Here is a 20,283-nt window from a genome sequence, read left to right as displayed (position 1 = left end):
GCTGCGCGTGGACGGACCGGATGGGCCGAGTGTGCGGGTCATCGCACACCCGTTTCCAGGTCACTCGCCGTCAGCAGGGTGAGGTCGGCCGCGGTCACCTCCGGAGTCTCGGCGAGGCGGGACGCCTGCCTGTCCGTCATCCGCTCGAACACACGCCGGGCGGTGCGGCCGTTGCCGAAAGTGCCGTCCTTCGGAATCGCCTCGAAGTAGTCCAGCAGATCACCTGCCGCCGCTTCGTCGAGGCGGTAGTCGTGTTTGGCGCACTGGGTCCGGACGATCGTGACGAGTTCGTCCGCCGTGTAGTTGGCGAACTCGATCGTGCGGCTGAACCTCGATTCCATACCGGGGTTCGATTCGAGGAACTTCGCCATCTCGTTCGAGTAACCCGCGGCGATCACGACGACGTCGTCGCGGTGGTCCTCCATGAGCTTGACCAGGGTGTCGATGGCCTCACGTCCGAAGTCGGGCCCCGTGCCCCCCGAGCCGGAGCTCAAGGTGTACGCCTCGTCGATGAACAGGACACCACCGAGCGCGGTGGTGAAGGCCTCGGTGGTCTTGATCGCGGTGCCACCGATGATCTGCGCGACCAGGTCGGCCCTGGCCACCTCGACCAGATGCCCTTCACGCAGCACGCCGAGCTGGGCGAGCACCTGCCCGTAGAGGCGGGCGACCGTGGTCTTGCCGGTGCCCGGAGCACCCGCGAACACCAGGTGGCGGGCCATCGGCGGGGCCGAGAGTCCCGCGTCCTGGCGACGCTTGGCCATCTTGTTGAGGTTGATCAGCGAGGTGACCTCGCGCTTGACCCCGTCCAGTCCGACGAGTGCCTGCAGTTCCTTGAGCGGGTCGCCCGAGGTCTCGGCACGAGCGGGCGGCGCGGCGGGCGCGGGCCTCGCCGATTCGGCCGAGGCGGACGTGCCGAAAGCGTCAGGGCGGAGGTTGCCGCTCGTGATCAGGTCCAGCACTTCGATCGCCGTGCTGGGCCTGGTCTGCCGCACCCCGCTGCCATGGTTGTCCCGGACGGTGCAGGCCGAAACCCGCACCGCCTCCCTGGTCTCGAGCCGGACGCCATCGGCCTTACCGCCGGAAAACTCGGAATCGGTGACGCTGCCGGAGGCGCCGTCGGAGAACTGGCAGCCCGAGCCGCCACTGCTGTGCACCCGGCAGCGAACCACCGACAGGTTGGCACCGGCGCCGGCGTGGACACCGTCGCCACCCGAGCCGGTGACCGCGCTGTCCGCCAGCGCCAGCGCGGCGTCGACGATCTCGACCCCGGCGGCCCTGGTGTTCCGCACACTCAGCCCGCTCGCGGTCAGCCGGGAGCCGCCGACGATGCGCAGCCCCACCTCGCCGCCTTCGATCTCGACGTTCTCCATCGTGCCCCGGCCCGCGTCGTCGACCTCGACACCGGCGCCGTCCGAGCCGAGGACCCGCAACCGACGGAAGAACGGGTCGGCGGCGTCGGACACCCGGACACCGGAGCGCTTGCTCCCGGCGACGAGCAGCTGGTCGAATTCCGGGGTGGACCGCTCGGTCACCTCAACGCCGATCCCGTCCACTTCCGCGATCTCGCAGTCGACGACCTTGCCGCCCGAGCGCGCGGCGAAGTGCACACCACGGAATCCCGCCGCCCGGACGCGGCACGCGCGCAGTTCCGGCTTGCACCCCTCGGCCACGAAAATACCTTCGGCGCCGACGCGTTCGACAGAGCAATCGTCGAGGACGACGGCGCCCGTGCTGGCGAGATAGAAGCCGATCCCGTCCGCGGCGGAAACGGACAGGCGCCTGGCCTTCATCACGGCCTGCTGCTCTACGGCGATCGCGGGCTTGCCCGTGCCGGTGATGGTGGTGTCTTCGACGGACAACGTGCCACGGCCGTTGAGGCAGATGCCGTTGCCCTGTGCCTTGTCGACCGCGCAGGCACGCATCATCAGCGCGCCGTCGTCGGCCACGACAACGGCGGAAGTTCCCATGCCGGTGAACCGGCAGGACTCGAGCACTCCCCCGTCGGGGGCGGTGACCACGACGCCGGCGCCCACCGCGTTGCGCACCTCGCACTCGCGCATCAGGATCTTGCCTTCGCCGGAGGCGAAGACCGCGGACCAGCCTGTGCCCTCGACAGCGCATTCGGTGAGGCTCAGCTGTCCCTGGGCCACGAAGACCGCGGGGTTGTCCTTGTCGGTCGACACGACCGAAATGCCGGAGAGCGCGGCCGAACTGGTGGCCACCGAAACCGTCACGCCTGAACCACTCAGGACGGTCACCGTGCCGATGCCCTCTTCGGCGGTGATGGTCACTGGTTTGGACAACACGAGATTTTCGCTGTACCGGCCGGGCGCGACCACGATCAAGGCGCCATCGGGCGCACCGGCCACCGCGTCACCGATGTGCCGGTAACCATGCCCAGGCGTCTGGGTGACCATGATGACGTTCTGGCCCACGTTCCGGCTTCCTTTCACGTCTCTCGTTCGTCCCGGGCTTGAGCACACCCGCACGGCCTCAACGAAATCTTCATCGGCTCCTGGGCCGATGATCGTGCACGTGGGCGACAGGGTGAGCGCACTGGAGAACTTCGGGCAACAAGTCGGACAGAAACGCCGCCACCGCCGGCCGCGGCGGCGGGGCACACCCAGCTGGATCGGGGAAGACCGGTTCATACGCCCATGGTGCGGGGCGGAACTTCATTCCGGCTCAATCGCTCGGACGGCGACGGCGGGCATGATACGCGCACGACACTACGACTTCTGCTCGCCGCCGCGCACGGACCGGGGAATTACGTCCACGCAAAGTGCCCTCGATGGACAACGATGAGTCTGAATAACCAACCGTGTGCTTAGCCTGCTTAAACGATCGTAGTCACTACCGGTAGTTCACTGGTCGCCACGCTGGACCTGTGCGGAGTCCCACAGTGTCACCGCCAAAGGAGTCCGATCATGCAACTTTCCGTCGAGGACCTTCGATGACAGTTCGGCAGAAGAATCGTGGTGCCGCGGCCGTGCTCGCCGGTGTCGGCGCGTACGTGCCGCCGAAAACGGTCACGAACGCCGACCTCTCGGCCCATCTGGACACTTCACCCGACTGGATCACCTCGCGCACCGGAATCGAGGAGCGGCATGTGGTCAGCGCGGGCGAGTCCAGTGTCGACCTCGCGGTGGAGGCCGGGAACAGGGCGTTGAAATCCGCCGGGACGGGCACCGTCGACATGGTGGTCCTGGCGACCACGTCGCCGGACCGGCTCTGCCCCGCGGGTGCCCCGGAAGTGGCTCATCGCCTCGGTCTCGGCATCGTCCCCGCCTTCGACCTGACATCGGCCTGCAGCGGGTTCCTCTTCGGCCTCGCCACGGCCCAGGGCCTCATCGCCTCGGAAACCGCGGAATCCGTGCTGCTGGTCGGCGCCGAGGCGTTCACCACCTTCGTCGATCCGGCGGACCGCGGCACCGCGGTGATCTTCGGGGACGGCGCGGGCGCGGTCGTGCTGCGCGCGGGCAGCACGGACGAACCGGGCGCGATAGGACCGGTGAGCCTCGGCACCGACGGGTCGCACGCCGACTTGCTCCACATTCCCTCCGGCGGGTCCCGGCAGCGGTCGGCGACGGGCCTCGGACACGGGCTGGACGTTTCGTCTTGGTACCTCCAGATGGCGGGGAGGACCCTGTTCCAACAGGCCGTCGCACGCATGACGGAGGCTTCGCGTTCGGCGCTGGAGCAAGCCGGTTGGCCCGTGGCCACAGTGGATCGTTTCGTCGGCCATCAAGCCAACCTGCGCATCCTGACCGCGGTCGCCAAACGCCTCGAGATTCCGGCCGAACGGCTCTTCGTCAATATCGATCGGGTGGGCAACACGCTCGCCGCCTCCATTCCGCTCGCTCTCACCGCCGCCGCCTCCGGGGGTGAACTCACGTCCGGCGACCGAGTCCTGCTGAGCGCTTTCGGCGCGGGACTTTCCTGGGGAGGGACCACGCTGGTGTGGCCGGACCTAGTGACCGACGCTCCACTGTGAACCGGTACTCGGCAAGCAAACGAAAGAAAACAAGGAGACCGTCATGACTGTTTACGAGCGCGTCGAAGCAATGCTGACCAAAGCCTTCGGCGTGGAACCCGAGGCCATTTCGAGGGAAGCGACCTTCGACGAGATGGACCTCGATTCCCTGGCGCAGGTCGAGTTCAGTGAAGTCCTGTCCGAGGCGTTCGGGTTCGACCTCGATTCGGAGGAGTTCGTCAAGCTGGAGAACCTGGGCGAGCTGATCGACATGCTCGAGCGGCAGGAGGCACGTGCGTGACTCCACCTTTCGCGGCGGCGGTGACCGGCATCGGCTTGGTGACGCCGGCCGGCATCGGCGTCGACGAAAGCTGGAACTACGTGCTGAAGGGTGAGTCCGCCACGGCACTCGACCCGGATCTGGCCGGATTGACCGTCGATCTCTCGTGCCGGGTGCCCGGGTTCGACCCTGTCGCCGCGGTCGGCCCGAAACGGGCGTGGCGCATGGACCGCACGCAGGCGCTCGCCATCGCGGCCGCTCGGCAAGCGATCGAAGACGCGGGACTGTCCTCCGGCGGCTGGGACGACGCCAGGGTAGGTGTCGTCGTCGGCACGGGCTTGGGTGGCATGGCGACACTCGAAGCACAGCATTCGGCCATGCTGGAAAAAGGCGCCGCCAAGGTTTCCGCACTGACGATGCCGATGTTCCTGACCAATATGACCGCGGGGCAGCTTGCCATCGAATTCGGGGCCCGCGGTCCCAATCTGACCGTGTCCACCGCTTGTGCCTCGGGAGCCACGGCGATCGGCGTGGCACGCGACCTGCTGCGCTCCGGCGCGGCCGACGTGGTCGTCGCGGGCGGCGTCGACGCCGGCGTCACGCCCATGACCGTGGCCGCGTTCACCAAGATGAACGCCCTCTCGGCAAGGCGATCGGACCCGCGCACCGCTTCGCGGCCTTTCGACGCCGGTCGGGATGGGTTCGTCATCGCGGAGGGTGCGGGCATGGTCGTGCTCGAGCACGAAGGGCACGCCCGTGCCCGCGGGGCGCGCGCCAGGGGAAAAGTCGTCGGCTACGGCGCGTCGGCGGACGGACATCACGTCACCGCCCCGGAACCTGGGGGAAGAGGTGCCGAAAACGCGATACGCACAGCGCTCGCCGACGCGGGGATGACGCCCGCGGACGTCGGCTACATCAACGCACACGGGACGTCGACACGACTCAACGACTCGGTCGAGGCGGCCACCATCAAGCGGGTCTTCGGCAACGGACCCGCTGTCAGCTCGACAAAGGGATCGATCGGCCACACGCTGGGCGCGGCCGGAGCGATCGAGGCCATCTATTCGGTACTGGCGCTCGAGCACGGCGTGGCACCTCCCACCGCCAATCTGGTCTCCCTGGATCCGGAGATCGATCTCGATCTGGTCCGCTCGGCGCGCACCGGCACGTACCGGGTCGCGATGAGCAATTCATTCGGGTTCGGCGGAGCGAACGCCGCGCTCCTGTTGGCCTCCTGACAAGGAATTCGAGGAACGAGCCGTATGACTGCACCCACCGCATCGGACACCACCGCCGACCGCTGCAAGGAAGACCTCGTCCGGATCGTCTACGACGGCGAGTTCGCCAGGATCCACCGAGACCTGCGTGCCGTCTTGGCGGACCCGGTCTTCGATCCACGGGAGAACCTGACCAAACGCGAAGCCGGACTCCTGTCTTACGAGCGGACGTTCCGCATGCAGCGCGCGCTGGGCCCGGCGGTCGACCTGGTCGCCGATCCGATGCGGCTGTTCGCGGTGACCGAGTGGTCGAGCCTGCTGGACACCACGACGACCGCGCTGCTGAACAGTCACTACAACCTGTGTCTCGGCGCGATACTGCAGCACGGTGCGGGCCGCACGGATCTGGCCGACTACATCGAAGAGCTCAGCACCATGTCCTCGGTCGGCATGCTGATGGTCACCGAGCTCGGGTACGGCAACAACGTCGCGAACCTCGCCACGACCGCGGTCTACGACCCCGCGACCGAGGAGTTCGACCTCAACACACCTCATGCCGGAGCACAGAAGTTCATGCCGTACACCGGGATCCGGGACATACCCAAGATCGCCATCGTCATGGCCCGGCTGAGGGTGGGCCACGAGGACCACGGCATCTTTCCCTTCATCGTCCCGCTCAGTGACCACAATGGACTGCTTCCCGGGGTGCACGCCGCGCCCTGCCCGGAGAATCCGGGGCTGGCGCTCGACAACGGCATGACGTGGTTCGACCATGTCCGGCTGCCACACCGGAATCTGCTGTCCGGGAAGATGGGGCACCTGGCTCCCGACGGCACCTTCCACAGCGCCGTCCGCGGCCGCCGCAAGCGTTTGACCGAGGCGCTGGACAGGGTGAATCCCGGTCGTGTCAGCCTGGCCGGGTCCATCGTCGCGGCGGGCAGGGCGAGTGCCTACCTCACGGTCACGTATTCGCTCAACCGTCGGACGGCGGCACCGGGACACGGCCGCGAGATGCCGATCATGGGGTACCGCACGCATCAGGTCGCGGTGCTCGGAGCGCTGGCGAAGGTCTACGCGATGACGTGCCTGGTGAACCACACCAAGCGCCGGTTCGCCGAAACGCACGCCGCCGACGTCACCTCACTGGTCAACATCACCAAGGCGCTGGCAGGCTGGGAAATGTCCGAGGTCATCAACACCTGCCGTGAACGGCTCGGCGCCCAGGGCGTGTTCTCGGTGAACCGGATCGCGGACTACGTCGGCATGGCACAGGGGGTGGTGACGGCAGAGGGCGACGCACTGCCCAGGATCGCCACCACCGCGTTGGAGTTGCTGCACCAGACGCCCAGGGTGCCACTGCCCGAACCGCCGGCGACCGGCGAAGGTGACCTGACGGACCCCACGCTGCAGCTGGACTTGATGCGCTACCGCGAGACGCACCTGCGGGAGACCTTCCGCACGAACATGCGGGGATTGGCCGCCTATGAAGGGGAAAACCCCTTCGCGTCGCTGTGGAACGACAACATCACCACCGCTGTGGCGATGGCTCGTGGCCGTGGCGTGCGTGTCGCCATGGAACAGTTCTGCTCCGCCACCACCGACGCGCGAGAAGAGCGAGTCGGCGAGGCCCTGCGCCTGCTGTGCTCCCTGTACGGCTTGCTCGAGATCAATCGCGAGGCGGGCTGGTACCTCGCGGAGGGTGCGCTGACCCCCGCACAGGTCAGGCGGATCCCCGCGCTCATCGACGAGACCGCCGCGGCGCTGGTGCCCTTCTCGGCCATGCTGGTCGGCGGATTCAACCTTTCCGGCGAGCTGTTGCGCGCGCCGATCGCGGCGGACGACTACCTCACCGCGGTGGACCGGTACATCTGGTCTCGGGTGTCGCCGGAGGAGCAGGCGAAGGTGGCGGCCATCCGGCAACGCGACAGCGTCTTCACACTCACCCCGCGCGCCCCGAAGGACGCGGAAACCACCGACGACACGGTCCCCGACAAGAGCGAAACACCAGTTCTGGACCTGGCCTGAGACAACGGCCCGGTCAGTCCCCGTTCAGCCACGACCAAGTTCTGGGGTGAAACGCATGTCGGATCAGGGGCTTTCCTTCGGACGTGTCGCCATCGTCAACCGCGGCGAGGCGGCGATGCGGTTCCTCAACGCCGCCCGCGACCTCGTCGCGGAAACCGGGGCGCTGATCGAGACGGTCGCGCTCTACACCGATGTCGACCGGGACGCCCAGTTCGTGCGGGAAGCCGATATGGCGCACTACCTGGGACCTGCCGCTGCCAAGCCTTACCTCGACTTGAGCGTGCTAGAACGGGCGTTGGTCACGACTCGCGCGGACGCCGCCTGGGTCGGCTGGGGATTCGTGGCCGAGGACCCGCTGTTCGCCGAACTCTGCGACAGGCTCGGCGTGACCTTCATCGGCCCGAGCGCGGCCGCCATGCGCGGACTCGGCGACAAGATCGGCGCGAAACAGGTCGCGGAGGCCGCCGGTGTCCCGGTCGCGCCCTGGAGCCGTGGTGCCGTACCTGACCTCGGCTCAGCGGTCCGGATGGCGGACGAGATCGGCTATCCCCTGATGCTGAAGGCGACCGCGGGCGGCGGTGGGCGTGGCATCCGGATGGTCGCCGATCGAGCCGAGCTGGTCGAGTGCTACGAACGCACCAGGATCGAGGCGCGGCACGCCTTCGGGCACGGTGACGTTTTCCTCGAGCGGCTGGTGACCGGAGCGCGGCACGTCGAGGTCCAGGTGATCGCGGACGGCCAGGGCAACGCCTGGGCGCTGGGCGTGCGCGACTGCTCGATCCAACGCCGCAACCAGAAGATCATCGAAGAATCGGCATGCCCGCTGTTGTCGCCGGAGCAGGAAAACGAGCTCAAGGCCGCGGCCGAGCGGCTGGTACTCGCGGTCGATTACCAGGGCGTCGGCACGGTCGAATTCCTCTACCAGCCGCAAGACCGCACGTTCGCCTTCCTCGAGGTCAACACCCGGCTCCAGGTGGAACACACGATCACCGAAGTCACCACGGGTTTCGATCTCGTACGAGCGCAGTTGCGGGTGGCACTCGGCGGAACGCTCGCGGGGGATCCACCCCCGGCGGTGGGACACGCCATCGAGGCCAGGCTCAACGCCGAGGATCCGGACCGCGACTTCCTGCCCGCACCCGGCAGGGTCGCCAGGTTCACCGTGCCGACCGGCTTCGGTGTCCGGGTGGACACCGGGGTGGCGGAAGGTGATTCGATCCCGGCCGACTTCGACTCCATGATCGCCAAGATCATCGCGTACGGACGGGACCGGGACGAGGCGCTGGGCCGGTTGCGCCGGGCGGTGGCGGGCACCACGGTCGTCATCGAAGGGGGCGCGACCAACAAGAGTTTCGTCCTCGATCTGCTCGACAGGCCCGAGGTGATCAAGGCGTCGGCCGACACGGGCTGGGTCGATCGCGTGCGCGCGGCCGGGCAGCTGCGTGACGATCGGCATCGCGGCGTCGCGCTGCTGGCCGCCGCCGTCGACACTGCGGAAGCACTAGAGGCACAGGACCGGCTGCGGTTCCTCGAGTCCGCCCGTGGCGGACGTCCTCGTGAACACCAGGAAGCCTGCCGTCCGATGGACTTCACCCTGCGAGGAGTCTCCTATCGCGCCCGGGTCGCGCGTACCGCGCATCATCGGCACCTGGTGCGGCTGGAGACCGGCACAGAAGTCCTGACGGCCGAAGTGGAGCTGAAGCGGTTCGACCGCCACACGGGAAGTCTCCGGGTCAACGGGCACAAGTTCCGCTTCGTGATGCACGCCCATCGCTCCGTCCACCTCGTGGAGGTGGACGACATCGCGCATCGGATCAGCCGCGACGACGGCGGAATGGTACGAGCGCCGTCGTCGGCATTGGTGGTGGCCACGCCGGCGGCTCCAGGAGCGGAGGTCGAGGCAGGTGCCGCCTTGATCGTGCTGGAAAGCATGAAGATGGAGAACGTGCTGCGCGCCCCGTTCCCGGCTCGGGTACGGGAATGCCTCGCCGAGGTGGGCGGGCAGGTGGAGACGGGCACGCCGCTGATGCGGCTCGAACCGTTGACCGGGCCCGGCCCTGCCACAGTCGAGCCCGGTCCGGATCTCGCCGGGCTCGAACTGCCTCCGGCTCCGGTCCACGGCACCCTATCCGCACGGATGGCGGCCGCCCTCGGAGATCTTCGGAGCGTACTGCTCGGCTTCGACGTCGACGACTCTCAACGGCGAACCGCGCTGGCGGAATACCTGGCGGTTCGGCCGGAACTCGCCGCGACAGGCCAGTACCCCGTCGAACGGGAAACCGCGCTGCTCAAGATATTCGGCGACATTTCGGCGCTGAACTCCGACAGCTGCGACAGCCCGTTCGAAGCAGCGAGCACGGCACACAGTCCGCGCGAACAGTTCCACCGGTTCTTGCAGACACTCGACGTCGAGAAAGCCGATGTCCCCAGCACGTTCCGGCAGCGACTGACAGAGGTTCTCGGGCACTACGGGATTGACACCCCACAGCGGACGAACGCGCTGGAGGACGCGATCTTCCGGATCTCGGTGGCCGCCCGCCGCGCGACGGAACCGGTGGCCGTGGCAATTCTGCGGCAATGGCTGGTCACTCCGCCGCCCTCAGGACCGGCCGCGGAAGCCGCGTTACCCGTGTTGGCTCGGATCAGCACTGTCACGCGATCTCCGGAAGTCCGTGACTTGGCCGGTTCAGTGCGTTTCCGTTGGTCCGTCCGGCCGGCGGTACGGGAAAAGCGTCTGCTCGTTCAGCGACTCCTCGAGTCCGATTCGGATCCGGCTCCGGTACTGGAAGCGTTGAGCCGCTGTCATGACGAACGGCTGCCGGAGCGCGCACAGGTCCACCGCAGCACCGACGGCACCTTCGTCGTCGTCGCGGACCAAGGGCGCCGGCTTGTCACGGCGCACACGTCCTTCGCGAAGTTGCGGCACGCGGTCACGACGATCAGCGAGAAGGTGCCAGAAGGTCCTTGCGACGTCGACATCTATCTTCGCTGGCCTGGTGAGCCCGAGGACGACGACGTGGTCGCGGCCGAACTCCGCGAGACACTCGCGCCACCGCTGGAAGCGAACCGGCTGAGCCGGATCACCGTGATCCTCGTCGGCCACAACGGCGATCATCATCGCGTTTTCACATTCCGGCCGCCGTCCACACTGGAAGACAGGCATCTGCGGGGTATCCATCCGGACGCGGCCGATCGGCTGGGCTGGGATCGCCTGCGCGAGTTCGACCTCACTCCCCTGCGCCCGCGAGACGACGCCGTCGTCGTCGTTCGTTGCGTCGCCCCCGAGGATTCCGCTGACACCTGGCTACTCGCGGCCGCGCAAGCGTCCATCGCGCTCCCAGGTCTGGACCACGTGGTCGCACTCTGCCTGGACGAGATACGTAGTGCGCGCCGGTCCTGCGCGCCGCCGAAAACCGTGACACGAGGAGACCGGATCTTCATCCACCTGCGGCCACCGGTCGGGCTGACCGTCGCGGAGCTGCACGCGGCCGGGGAGCGGATCCGGGGGACGACCATCGCCACGGGGCTGGAAGAAATCGTGGTCGATCTGCGAACGAAGGCCGAACCGACGGGCTCGCGGCTGCGAATCGTTTTCGACGGTCTCAGTTCGCGGGTGCTGGTCGAAGAACGCCTGGCGGAGCCCGTGCGGCGGCTGGACGACTACCGTCAGCAGGTGCTGCGTGCCAGAGCGGCAGGAGCGGCCCACCCGTACGAAGTGGTGGATCTGCTCACCGGCCCCGGCGGGACGTTCGTCGAACACGACCTCGACGAGGCCGGCTCGCTGGTGCCGGTCGACCGCCCACGGGGGCGGAACTCGGCCGCTGTCGTGGCCGGGGTGGTCTCCGTGCCCACCGAGCGCCATCCGGAAGGCCTCACGCGGGTCGCACTGTTCGGCGACCCGACCAAATCGCTCGGCGCGCTGTCCGAGCAGGAGTGCGCGCGGGTGATCGGGGCGCTCGATCTGGCTGAGCGGCGGAGAATTCCACTGGAGTGGTTCTCCGTCTCGGCCGGTGTCCGGATCTCCATGACCTCGGGCACCGAGAACCTCGACTGGGCCGCGGCGGTGCTGAAACGGATCGTCGAGTTCACTCAGCGCGGTGGCGAGATCAACGTCGTGGTCGCGGGTGTCAACGTCGGCGCTCAACCGTACTGGAACGCCGAGGCGACGATGTTGATGCACACCAAAGGCGTTCTCGTGATGACGCCGTCCTCGACGATGGTGCTGACCGGCAAGAAGGCCTTGGACTTCTCCGGCGGTGTGTCCGCGGAGAACAACCTGGGAATCGGCGGCCACGACAGAGTGATGGGGCCCAACGGCCAAGCACAATACTGGGCGCCGGATCTCGCTGCCGCCTGCGCGATTCTCATGGCGCACTACGCGCACACCTATGTGGCGCCCGGCGAGTCCACGGCTCGCGCCACGGTGACCGCGGATCCGCATGATCGTGACATCTCGCGCTTCCCGCACTCTTCCGCCTCCAGCCGCTTCAGCACGGTGGGCGAGATCTTCTCCGCGGAGGCCAACGGTGACCGGAAGTCCCCCTTCGACATCCGCGCCGTGATGCGGGCCGTGACCGACCAGGACCACCCGGTGCTGGAGCGGTGGGCGGGCATGGCCGACGCGGAGACGGCGGTGGTGCAGGATGCCCATGTCGGTGGTCTTCCGGTGTGCCTGATCGGCGTCGAATCGCACAGTGTGGCCAGGCGCGGTCGGCCGCCCGCCGACGGTCCGGACACGTTCACGTCCGGCACACTGTTCCCGTTGTCGTCGAAGAAGGTGGCCCGTGCGATCAACGCGGCCAGCGGGAACCGGCCACTCGTGATCATGGCGAATTTGTCCGGTTTCGACGGATCACCCGAGTCGTTGCGCAGGCTCCAACTCGAGTACGGCGCCGAAATCGGCAGGGCGATCGTGAACTTCACCGGCCCGATCGTCCTCTGTGTCCTTTCGCGTTACCACGGCGGCGCTTTCGTGGTGTTCTCGAAATCGCTGAACCCGAATATGACGGTGCTCGCCGTGGAAGGCGCGTTCGCGTCGGTCATCGGCGGAGCTCCCGCCGCGGCGGTGGTCTTCGACTCCGAGGTGCGGCGCCGCACGGCGAACGACCCCAGAGTGCGCGCGGCCGCAGACCGGGAAGCGGCGAGTTCCGCCGTACAAGCGGAAATTCGCGCGGAGGTGGCCGCGGAGTTCAACAGGGTGCACAGCATCCAGCGCGCCGTCGACGTGGGTTCGGTCGACGCGATCGTCAGCGTCGCCGAGGTGCGGCCGCGCATCATCAAGGCGATCACCGAGCCTCGTTGAACCGACCCGGCCTGCTTTGTGGACGCACAGCCGTCGGACCGACTGTCGACCTGACCTCGTTCAAAATGTCCACAAGGGACAATTCGTGCCGATTGAACGCCCGGTCTATGACTTTATGTCCGATTCTGCGCGGGGTCGTGAGTGGCGAAGAGGGTTATTGACGGGTAGGGCAAACGTGGCAGGTTGCGAGAGTGGCTTGCGCGACGTCAGCGGGGGCGTGGTCGGCCCAGACGGTAGCGAAGGCCTCCTTGAGGGACTCAGAGTCCCTCAAGGAGGCCTTCACGGACTTGGAAATACGGGCAGATGATACTCAAACGGACAATTTGCCACGGTAAGCGTCCTTTATGGACGATCAGGGGAACCTCAGGCACTGCCGCTTAAGTTCCTGGCATTGACCTTCAGAGTAGGGAAGGGGGCCTTCACGCGGCAGCACAGGGCCCGGGCACGCCACCTTTGACTTACCCCTCAATAGAACGACCATTGCCACTCACGACCCCCAGGCAAAGCACCCAAACCGGACGCAAAGCGGGGCCTGGTGTCCTTTATGGAGGATCGGCGTCCTGTTCCGCGTGCGCCACGAAGCCCCTGCCTTGCCAGCCGACGGGAACAGCCTGTGCCACAGGGCTCGCACCACGACACGTTTGACTTACCACTTTTGCCTTACGACTCAGGACACAAGCCTCGCTTGTCCGGCGATGCACTTTTTTTCACGATGTACGGCCGTTCGTCTCCGATGTGCGAACTCAATGACCAGAACGGTTCCCCTGGCCCCCCGCCTGGGCGATAGTGACCGGCGATCCCGGACATACCCGATCTGGAGGCAACGGTGCCTACGACACCCGAAGCGGCGCCCCGTCGACGCGACAGAACGCACTACCTGTATTTAGCCGTATTGGCCGCCGTGGTACTCGGCGTCCTGGTCGGCTTCGTCGCACCCGGGTTCGCCAAGGACCTCAAGCCGCTCGGCACCGGGTTCGTGAACCTGATCAAGATGATGATCTCCCCCATCATCTTCTGCACGATCGTACTCGGCATCGGCTCGGTCGCGAAGGCGGCGAAGGTCGGCAGGGTCGGTTTGCTCGCGCTCGGCTACTTCGTGCTGATGTCCACCTTCGCACTCGCCATCGGACTGGTCGTCGGCAACCTGCTGCACCCCGGCTCTGGGCTGCATCTCGACCCGGCCGCCGCGAACAGCGCGCACAAGCAAGCCACCACCGCGGCGGGCGGCACCGAGTTCCTGCTCGGCATCATCCCGACGAGCTTCGCGTCGGCGTTCACCAGCGGCCAGGTGCTCCAGACGCTGCTCGTCGCGCTGCTCGCCGGCTTCGCGCTGCAGAAGCTCGGCGCGAAGGGCAAGCCGATCCTGAACGGGATCGAGCACATCCAGCGGCTGGTGTTCCGCATCCTTTCCATGGTCATGTGGGCCGCCCCGATCGGCGCGTTCGGCGCCATCGCCGCCGTCGTCGGTGAGACCGGCTGGGGCGCGCTGCGGAGTCTCGCGGTCATCATGATCGGCTTCTACCTGACCTGCCTGGTGTTCGTGTTCGGCGTGCTCGGCGCGGTGCTGTGGATCGGCGCGCGGGTCAACATCTTCAGCCTGCTGAAGTACTTGGGCCGTGAATTCCTGCTGATCCTGTCGACCTCGTCCTCGGAGTCGGCGCTGCCGAGGCTCATCGCGAAGATGGAACACCTCGGCGTCAGCAAGCCGGTCACCGGCATCACCGTGCCGACCGGGTACTCGTTCAACCTCGACGGCACCGCGATCTACCTGACAATGGCGACGCTGTTCATCGCCACCGCGCAGGACAAGCCGCTGTCGCTGGGCGAGCAGATCTCGCTGCTGGTGTTCATGATCATCGCGTCGAAGGGCGCGGCGGGCGTCAGCGGCGCCGGCATCGCGACTCTGGCCGGCGGCTTGCAGTCGCACCGGCCGGAACTGGTCGACGGTGTCGGCTTCATCCTCGGCATCGACCGGTTCATGTCCGAAGCCCGCGCACTGACCAACTTCGCCGGCAACGCCGTCGCCACCGTGCTGATCGGTTCATGGACCAAGGAATTCGACCGCGCCCAGGCCGGCCGCGTGTTCGCCGGCCAGGCGCCGTTCGACGAGACCACTTTGCTCGACGAGCATTCCGGACCTCCCCCGGAACGGAAGGAAGAGCGGGAGCCCGCGGCGACCGGCTGACGCCGCACGGAGCCGTCCAGGTGAACGCCGCTTCCACAACGTTTCACCGTGGATGTATCCAAGGGATTACGGTGAGTAAAGGTAGTGTCACCGCAGTCAGGGAACGCCCCGCCAAGAAGGATCAGGAAGGCATGACCGAACTGGACAAACCGGATAGTACCGCGGCCGCACTGAAAGCCCTTGAGGCCGCGCGAATGGAACGGGCGCGCCTGAGCGAGCTGGGCCGATGGACCGAGGCGGGCGAAGCCGCCATAGCCGCTTTGCGTCAAGTCCTCTCGCCCGCCAACCCCGACATCGTCGGGCCGGACCTCGGTGGCCTGGTCTATGTGGCGGGAAGCCCCAGACCCGGAGTGCAGACCTCCGGCAGGCACGGGCACCCGGTTCCACCGGAGCGTTTGGTCGCGACGCGCGCGATGTTACTGGTGAACAACGGCAACGACCCGCAGGCGGCCGCCGAGTTCGCCGACCGGGCCCTGCAGTCGTTCAACTGGCGCGACGTCGGCACCTTCTGGTATTCGATCCTGTCGCTCGTCTACCTCGACGACCGTGTCACGGCACTGCGGCACTGTGAGCGCGCCATGACGCGCTCGGGCTGGGCGGCCACGTCGGCGTTGATCGTGCTCCGAGCCCGACTGGCGGGACTCAGCGGCGATCCCCAGTCCGCCGTCCGGCTCCTCATTCCCGCCATCACCCAGGGCCCCAGGGACCAGTTCACCGATGTCGGAGTGGCCTGGGCCGTCGAAGCCCTGGTCGATCTCGGCGACCTCGATCGCGCAGACGACCTGATGCGCACGCATGGTCTCAGCGGCAGCCTGGACGCCGTCACAGACCGTGCCGAAGTCCTCTCGGCGCGCGGTCTGCTGAGCCAGGCGATCGGGCAGTCGGAGTCGGCCTACAAAGACTTCATCGCCTGCGGCCGGGAGCTCGCCGGCTGGGGTGTCACCAATCCGGCCGTCATCCCGTGGCGGTCACGCGCGGCGCTCTGTGCCGCCATCGCAGGCCGGGAGGCCGTCGCCCTCCCACTCGCAGAAGACGAACTCAGCAACGCGACACGGTGGGGCACCGCCCGCGCGATCGGTACCGCATTGCGCACGGTCAGTCTGCTCTACAGCAAGGAGCACGGCGTCAAGCTCTTGAAGAACGCGATCGAACTGCTGACCCGCAGCGGCGCCCGGACCACTTTGCTGGAAGCCCAATATCAGCTCGCGATCAAGCTGAGGCTCGAGGGACGTCATGATGAGGTCCGGTCAGTCCTCCGGAATTTCCGGGAAACGGCGCTTTCGACGTGCAACAAGCACTGGCAAACCCGTGCCGACGAAGCCATACGGCAGTGGGCCGTGGCAGGCGACACTCCGACGGTTACTTCGAAAGAGCGCAAAGTCGCCAACCTCGCCCAAGCAGGCCTGAGCAACGGAGAGATCGCCAAGCGCCTGAGCCTGACGACCTCGACCGTGGAATTCCATCTTTCGAACATGTACCGCAAACTCGCCATTTCCGGCCGAAGCGAGTTGCGTTCGATACCAGTTCCCATCCTCTAGTTCCCCAGGACGGAAATCTCGGTGGATCGTTCGTCCAACGACTCGAACCGGGCCCCGGAACGGGGCAAGGATCTGGAACGTTGATCGCCTTGTTTCCTCCACGCTCGGTTCCGTTGATGAGGAATTTGGGACATCGAACGTCCAGAATCCTTCATGGACGGAGTCTTGGTTCGCACTGGTGCCGGGTGCCGGTGCAATCGACGATGAAGGAATGGGGAAGGTCGCGCAGCATCCCACCGAAGTCGGCGGCAAGGTGGTCGACCACGAGCAGGATGGGACGGCGTTCGAGGATTCGCGCGAGATTGGCCCGCTCCCGGCCGGCGCGGTCGGCCGCGGGGCGGATGAGCCAGCCGGCCAGGTCTGGATGAGCCGCCGCACCGTTCGTGCGCTGCCGCGGTATCCGCGGCGGGCCCGCCGGCCCTCAGCGGGCACCGACGTCGGCACCTCGAGCCGAGTGACGGCGTTGGCGGCGGGCCGATCCTGCAGGCGGTTGAGGCGGGCGCGCACGATCTTGTCGATGGCTTCGGTGAGGTTCGGGAACTTCGGGCAGCCTTTCGCGCCGAAAGGCCGGACTTCAGCGTCCGACTCTTGCCGATCTGGGTTGAACGAGTGCGGCCCGGGCAGTTGTCGGCCACCACACATTCGGTGCGATTCGGCAACTCCGACCTGAAATAGGTTTGAGGGTCGGGTAAAGTCAGTGTTGGGCAGTCTTCACGCCAACTAGCGGCCGCGGGAGTGACTGTGGTACTGAAATTCCGCGGCGGCGCGCACCAGGACGAGAGGTGATGCCGGCGATTACGCAAACCCCCGAATGATGCTATCCGCAGATCGCAGTTCTTGCTCCGCTTCAAAGCTGCGTTTGCGGCTGTACTTCCGGGGTGGTATCCAGTCCATATGAGTGGATAGACGAGGTCGACGGCACCACACTGACATCGGAGCACCGAGAACACTGAATCCCCTGGTCCACATCAGTCGCGCGGACCGAGTCCGAAGGGAAACGCCATGAACAACATCGTTCTTGCGCAGGCAACCGTATCCGCCGGCATCAACCCTGGCCTCGCCGCCATCGGTTACGGCCTGGGTGCGATCGGCCCTGGTATCGGCGTGGGCCTGATTTTCGCCGCCGTCATCAATGGCACCGCACGCCAGCCGGAGGCCCAGGGAAAGCTTCAGACTATCGCCTTCTCGACGTTCGTGCTGACCGAGGTGCTCGCGCTGATCGGTATCGTTATTTACTTCCTCGCCTCCCGTGGCTGAATTTCACCGGCTCGCCATGCCTTAGAAGCCGTTGCACTGAACACCGGATTGGCGATGCCACCGGGAAGGCAACGGAAGTCCACATCGGACGCCCGCGCGGCGTCCGATGTGGACGAGCGAGCCGCGCCGATCGACAACATGGGCGAAGCCGACGGAGCACACTGGATCACCAGGTGCAGACCTTGATCCCGAATCCGCCGTTCGACCGTTCACCCAAGCGGCCGTGTCCGTTCATCGCATCGGAGTTCCCGATCGGGCACAGGTCGAGACCCGCGGTGGGCCGCAGTCACCGGGGCGGCGATGCTTAATCCTGGCTTCAGGTTGACCGGGGAGAATGACCGGCAAAAGCATCGTTGGGAAGGGGCGGGGCGTGCGGATCATGATCGCGGATGACGAGGCGGCCATCCGTGAGTCGCTCGAGCGGGTGCTCCAGGTCGAGGGTTACGACACAAGCACCGTCGCCAATGGTCTCGCCGTGCTCGACGGAATCGATGGCGACGCACCGGATCTGCTGATCCTCGACGTGATGATGCCCCGCCTCGGCGGGCTGGAGACCTGCCGGCGGCTGCGCGCGGCGGGCCAGGATCTGCCGGTGCTGATGCTGACCGCCCGGGATCAGGTCTCCGACCGGGTCGCGGGGCTGGACGCGGGCGCCGACGACTATCTGCCCAAGCCGTTCGCCACCGAAGAGTTGCTGGCCCGGGTCCGGGCCCTGCTGCGCCGCCGTGCGCCGGGCGACGACGAGTCGCAGATCCTGACGTTCGCCGACGTCCGGGTCGATCCCGACAGGTTCGAGGCGTGGCGGGGCGGGCGGGCGCTCCGCCTGACCCGGATCGAGTTCTCCCTTCTGCACATTCTCGTGCGCAACGCGACCCGGGTGTTGCCCAGAGGCGTGCTGGTCGAGGCGATTTGGGGCTACGACATGAGTGTCACCGCCAACAACCTCCAGGTGCACGTGAGCTACCTACGCCGCAAGATGGAGGCCGAGGGTGAGCCGCGATTGCTCTACACCCTCCGTGGCTTGGGGTACACGTTGCGAGAGACTGCTCCGTGAGCGGGCCCGCCGGCCGGGCCCGGGGCCGACTGACCGGTTGGTGGCGCCGGCGGTCCCTGCGGACCAGGCTGACGGTGATCGCCGCGACAGCCATCGCGGTCAGCGTGTTCGCGTCCTTCCAGGTGGCCAGTGAGCTGCTGGCCTGGGAGTTGCAGGACACCGTGGAGGATCAACTACGTGCCGACTCCCGCGTCCTGGCGACGAACGCGGAGCGCGCCGGTCTGGCGCAGGCCGAGCTACCGCCATATCCCGGATCCGGTCGGCTGGTACGGGTCATCCTGCCCGACGGCTCGACCCGGACGCCGGACGGCCAACCCGCGCTTCCCCCGGTCAGCGAGCACGCCGGGCGCGTGGCGCAGGGTGCGTCGGCCGACCTGATGGAGTCGGGTGACCTCGACGACGACGGCTACCTCGTCTACACACTGCGGGCGGGCGGCGGCGCGATCCAGGTGGCCCGCGCCGCCGACGACAGCCCGATCAACGGGTTCGGGTTGGGCATGCTGTTGATCGGGCTGCTCTGCGTGGCCGGCGGCGCCCTTGTCGGGCGGACCGTGGCGCGGGCCGGGCTGGCACCGATCGACCGGCTGACCGCCGCGGCGGTCCGAGTCGCGCACACCCGGGATCTCGACGCCGACATCCCGGACGAGGGTGGAGGGGAGATCCGGCGGTTGATCCAGTCGATCAACGACATGCTCGCCGCGCTCCGGGACTCCCGCCGGGCCCAGCGGCTGCTCGCCGAGGACGCCGCCCACGAGCTCAAGACCCCGCTCACCAGCCTGCGCCTCAACGTCGAACTGCTGATCCGGCTCGATCGGCGCGGCACCTTGGACAGCGCGCTGCCTTCGGAGAGCCGGACCCGGCTGCTCGACGATCTCGGTGCGCAAGTGGCCGAGTTGAGCACCCTGGCCGCCGAGCTGACCGATCTGGCGCGCGGTGACGTCAGCGACGAGAGCACCGAGGTGCTCGACCTCGCCGACGTGGTGATGGCCGCCGCGGCCCGGGCGCGTTCCCGTGTGCCCGACGTCGAGATCGCGCTCGACGTGACCTCCGTGTGGATGAGCGGGCGTCCCGCCGGCCTCCAACGAGCGGTGCTCAACCTCATCGACAATGCCGGCAAATGGTCTCCCGCGGACCAGCCGGTCCAGATCCGGCTCCGTGCCGAAGGCGCGTCGGCAGTGCTCGAGGTCGACGACGCCGGTCCGGGCATCGACGCCGCAGACGTGCCGCGGGTGTTCGACCGGTTCTATCGTGCCGACAGTGCCCGCGCGTTGCCGGGATCCGGTCTGGGGCTGTCGATCGTGCAGCGGGTCGTCGACGCCCACGGCGGCCGGGCCACCGTTGCCCGATCCGCGCGCGGTGGAGCATTGCTTCGAGTCGACCTTCCGGCCGCGGCCCCGCCCGCCCCGATCGCGCGGCCAACCGCCGGGGAGGACACCGCGGTGCGGTGAC

11 protein-coding genes are annotated in these 20,283 nt (G+C 67.3%); 10 read left to right on the top strand and 1 reads right to left on the bottom strand.

Annotated elements, in window-relative coordinates:
- Positions 1-38: 38 nt before the first annotated feature.
- The gene (locus SD37_RS09615; protein ID WP_044852864.1) at positions 39-2,438 is read right to left on the bottom strand and encodes a right-handed parallel beta-helix repeat-containing protein; all 2,400 of its coding nucleotides are present in this window, start codon (positions 2,436-2,438) and stop codon (positions 39-41) included.
- Between the two features lie 518 nt (positions 2,439-2,956).
- On the opposite strand from SD37_RS09615, the gene SD37_RS09610 reads away from it, so the two are divergent.
- From SD37_RS09610 to SD37_RS09565, 10 genes are all read left to right on the top strand, one after another.
- Complete coding sequence (locus SD37_RS09610; protein WP_044852748.1) at positions 2,957-3,997, top strand: beta-ketoacyl-ACP synthase III; 1,041 nt, start codon at positions 2,957-2,959, stop codon at positions 3,995-3,997.
- Between the two features lie 43 nt (positions 3,998-4,040).
- Positions 4,041-4,277 (top strand): acyl carrier protein, encoded by a 237-nt coding sequence (locus tag SD37_RS09605; RefSeq protein WP_044852747.1) that lies wholly within the window; start codon positions 4,041-4,043, stop codon positions 4,275-4,277.
- Complete coding sequence (locus SD37_RS09600; RefSeq protein ID WP_174567830.1) at positions 4,274-5,494, top strand: beta-ketoacyl-[acyl-carrier-protein] synthase family protein; 1,221 nt, start codon at positions 4,274-4,276, stop codon at positions 5,492-5,494. The genes SD37_RS09605 and SD37_RS09600 overlap by 4 nt, the downstream gene beginning before the upstream one ends.
- Before the next feature lie 24 nt (positions 5,495-5,518).
- On the top strand, positions 5,519-7,498 hold the full coding sequence (locus SD37_RS09595; RefSeq protein WP_044852746.1) for an acyl-CoA dehydrogenase family protein: 1,980 nt from the start codon (positions 5,519-5,521) through the stop codon (positions 7,496-7,498).
- Between the two features lie 55 nt (positions 7,499-7,553).
- A complete protein-coding gene (locus SD37_RS09590) occupies positions 7,554-12,800 on the top strand; it encodes an ATP-binding protein (protein ID WP_044852745.1) in 5,247 nt (1,748 codons plus the stop codon).
- A gap of 826 nt (positions 12,801-13,626) precedes the next feature.
- On the top strand, positions 13,627-14,985 hold the full coding sequence (locus tag SD37_RS09585) for a cation:dicarboxylate symporter family transporter (RefSeq protein WP_044852744.1): 1,359 nt from the start codon (positions 13,627-13,629) through the stop codon (positions 14,983-14,985).
- A gap of 131 nt (positions 14,986-15,116) precedes the next feature.
- Positions 15,117-16,523: a helix-turn-helix transcriptional regulator gene (locus tag SD37_RS09580; RefSeq protein WP_044852743.1), complete on the top strand. Its 1,407-nt coding sequence runs from the start codon at positions 15,117-15,119 to the stop codon at positions 16,521-16,523.
- A 1,002-nt stretch (positions 16,524-17,525) separates the two neighbouring features.
- On the top strand, positions 17,526-17,780 hold the full coding sequence (locus SD37_RS09575; RefSeq protein WP_044852742.1) for an ATP synthase subunit c family protein: 255 nt from the start codon (positions 17,526-17,528) through the stop codon (positions 17,778-17,780).
- 370 nt (positions 17,781-18,150) lie between these two features.
- Positions 18,151-18,834 (top strand): response regulator transcription factor, encoded by a 684-nt coding sequence (locus SD37_RS09570; RefSeq protein ID WP_044852741.1) that lies wholly within the window; start codon positions 18,151-18,153, stop codon positions 18,832-18,834.
- A complete protein-coding gene (locus tag SD37_RS09565; protein WP_044852740.1) occupies positions 18,831-20,282 on the top strand; it encodes a HAMP domain-containing sensor histidine kinase in 1,452 nt (483 codons plus the stop codon). Before SD37_RS09570 ends, SD37_RS09565 begins: the two co-directional genes overlap by 4 nt.
- Position 20,283: the final 1 nt, after the last annotated feature.

The sequence above is a fragment of the Amycolatopsis orientalis genome, assembly GCF_000943515.2.
In the GTDB taxonomy this organism is placed as follows: domain Bacteria; phylum Actinomycetota; class Actinomycetes; order Mycobacteriales; family Pseudonocardiaceae; genus Amycolatopsis; species Amycolatopsis orientalis.
The sequence above is the reverse complement of the archived record's forward strand: the minus strand, read 5'-3'. Positions and strand labels throughout refer to the sequence as shown.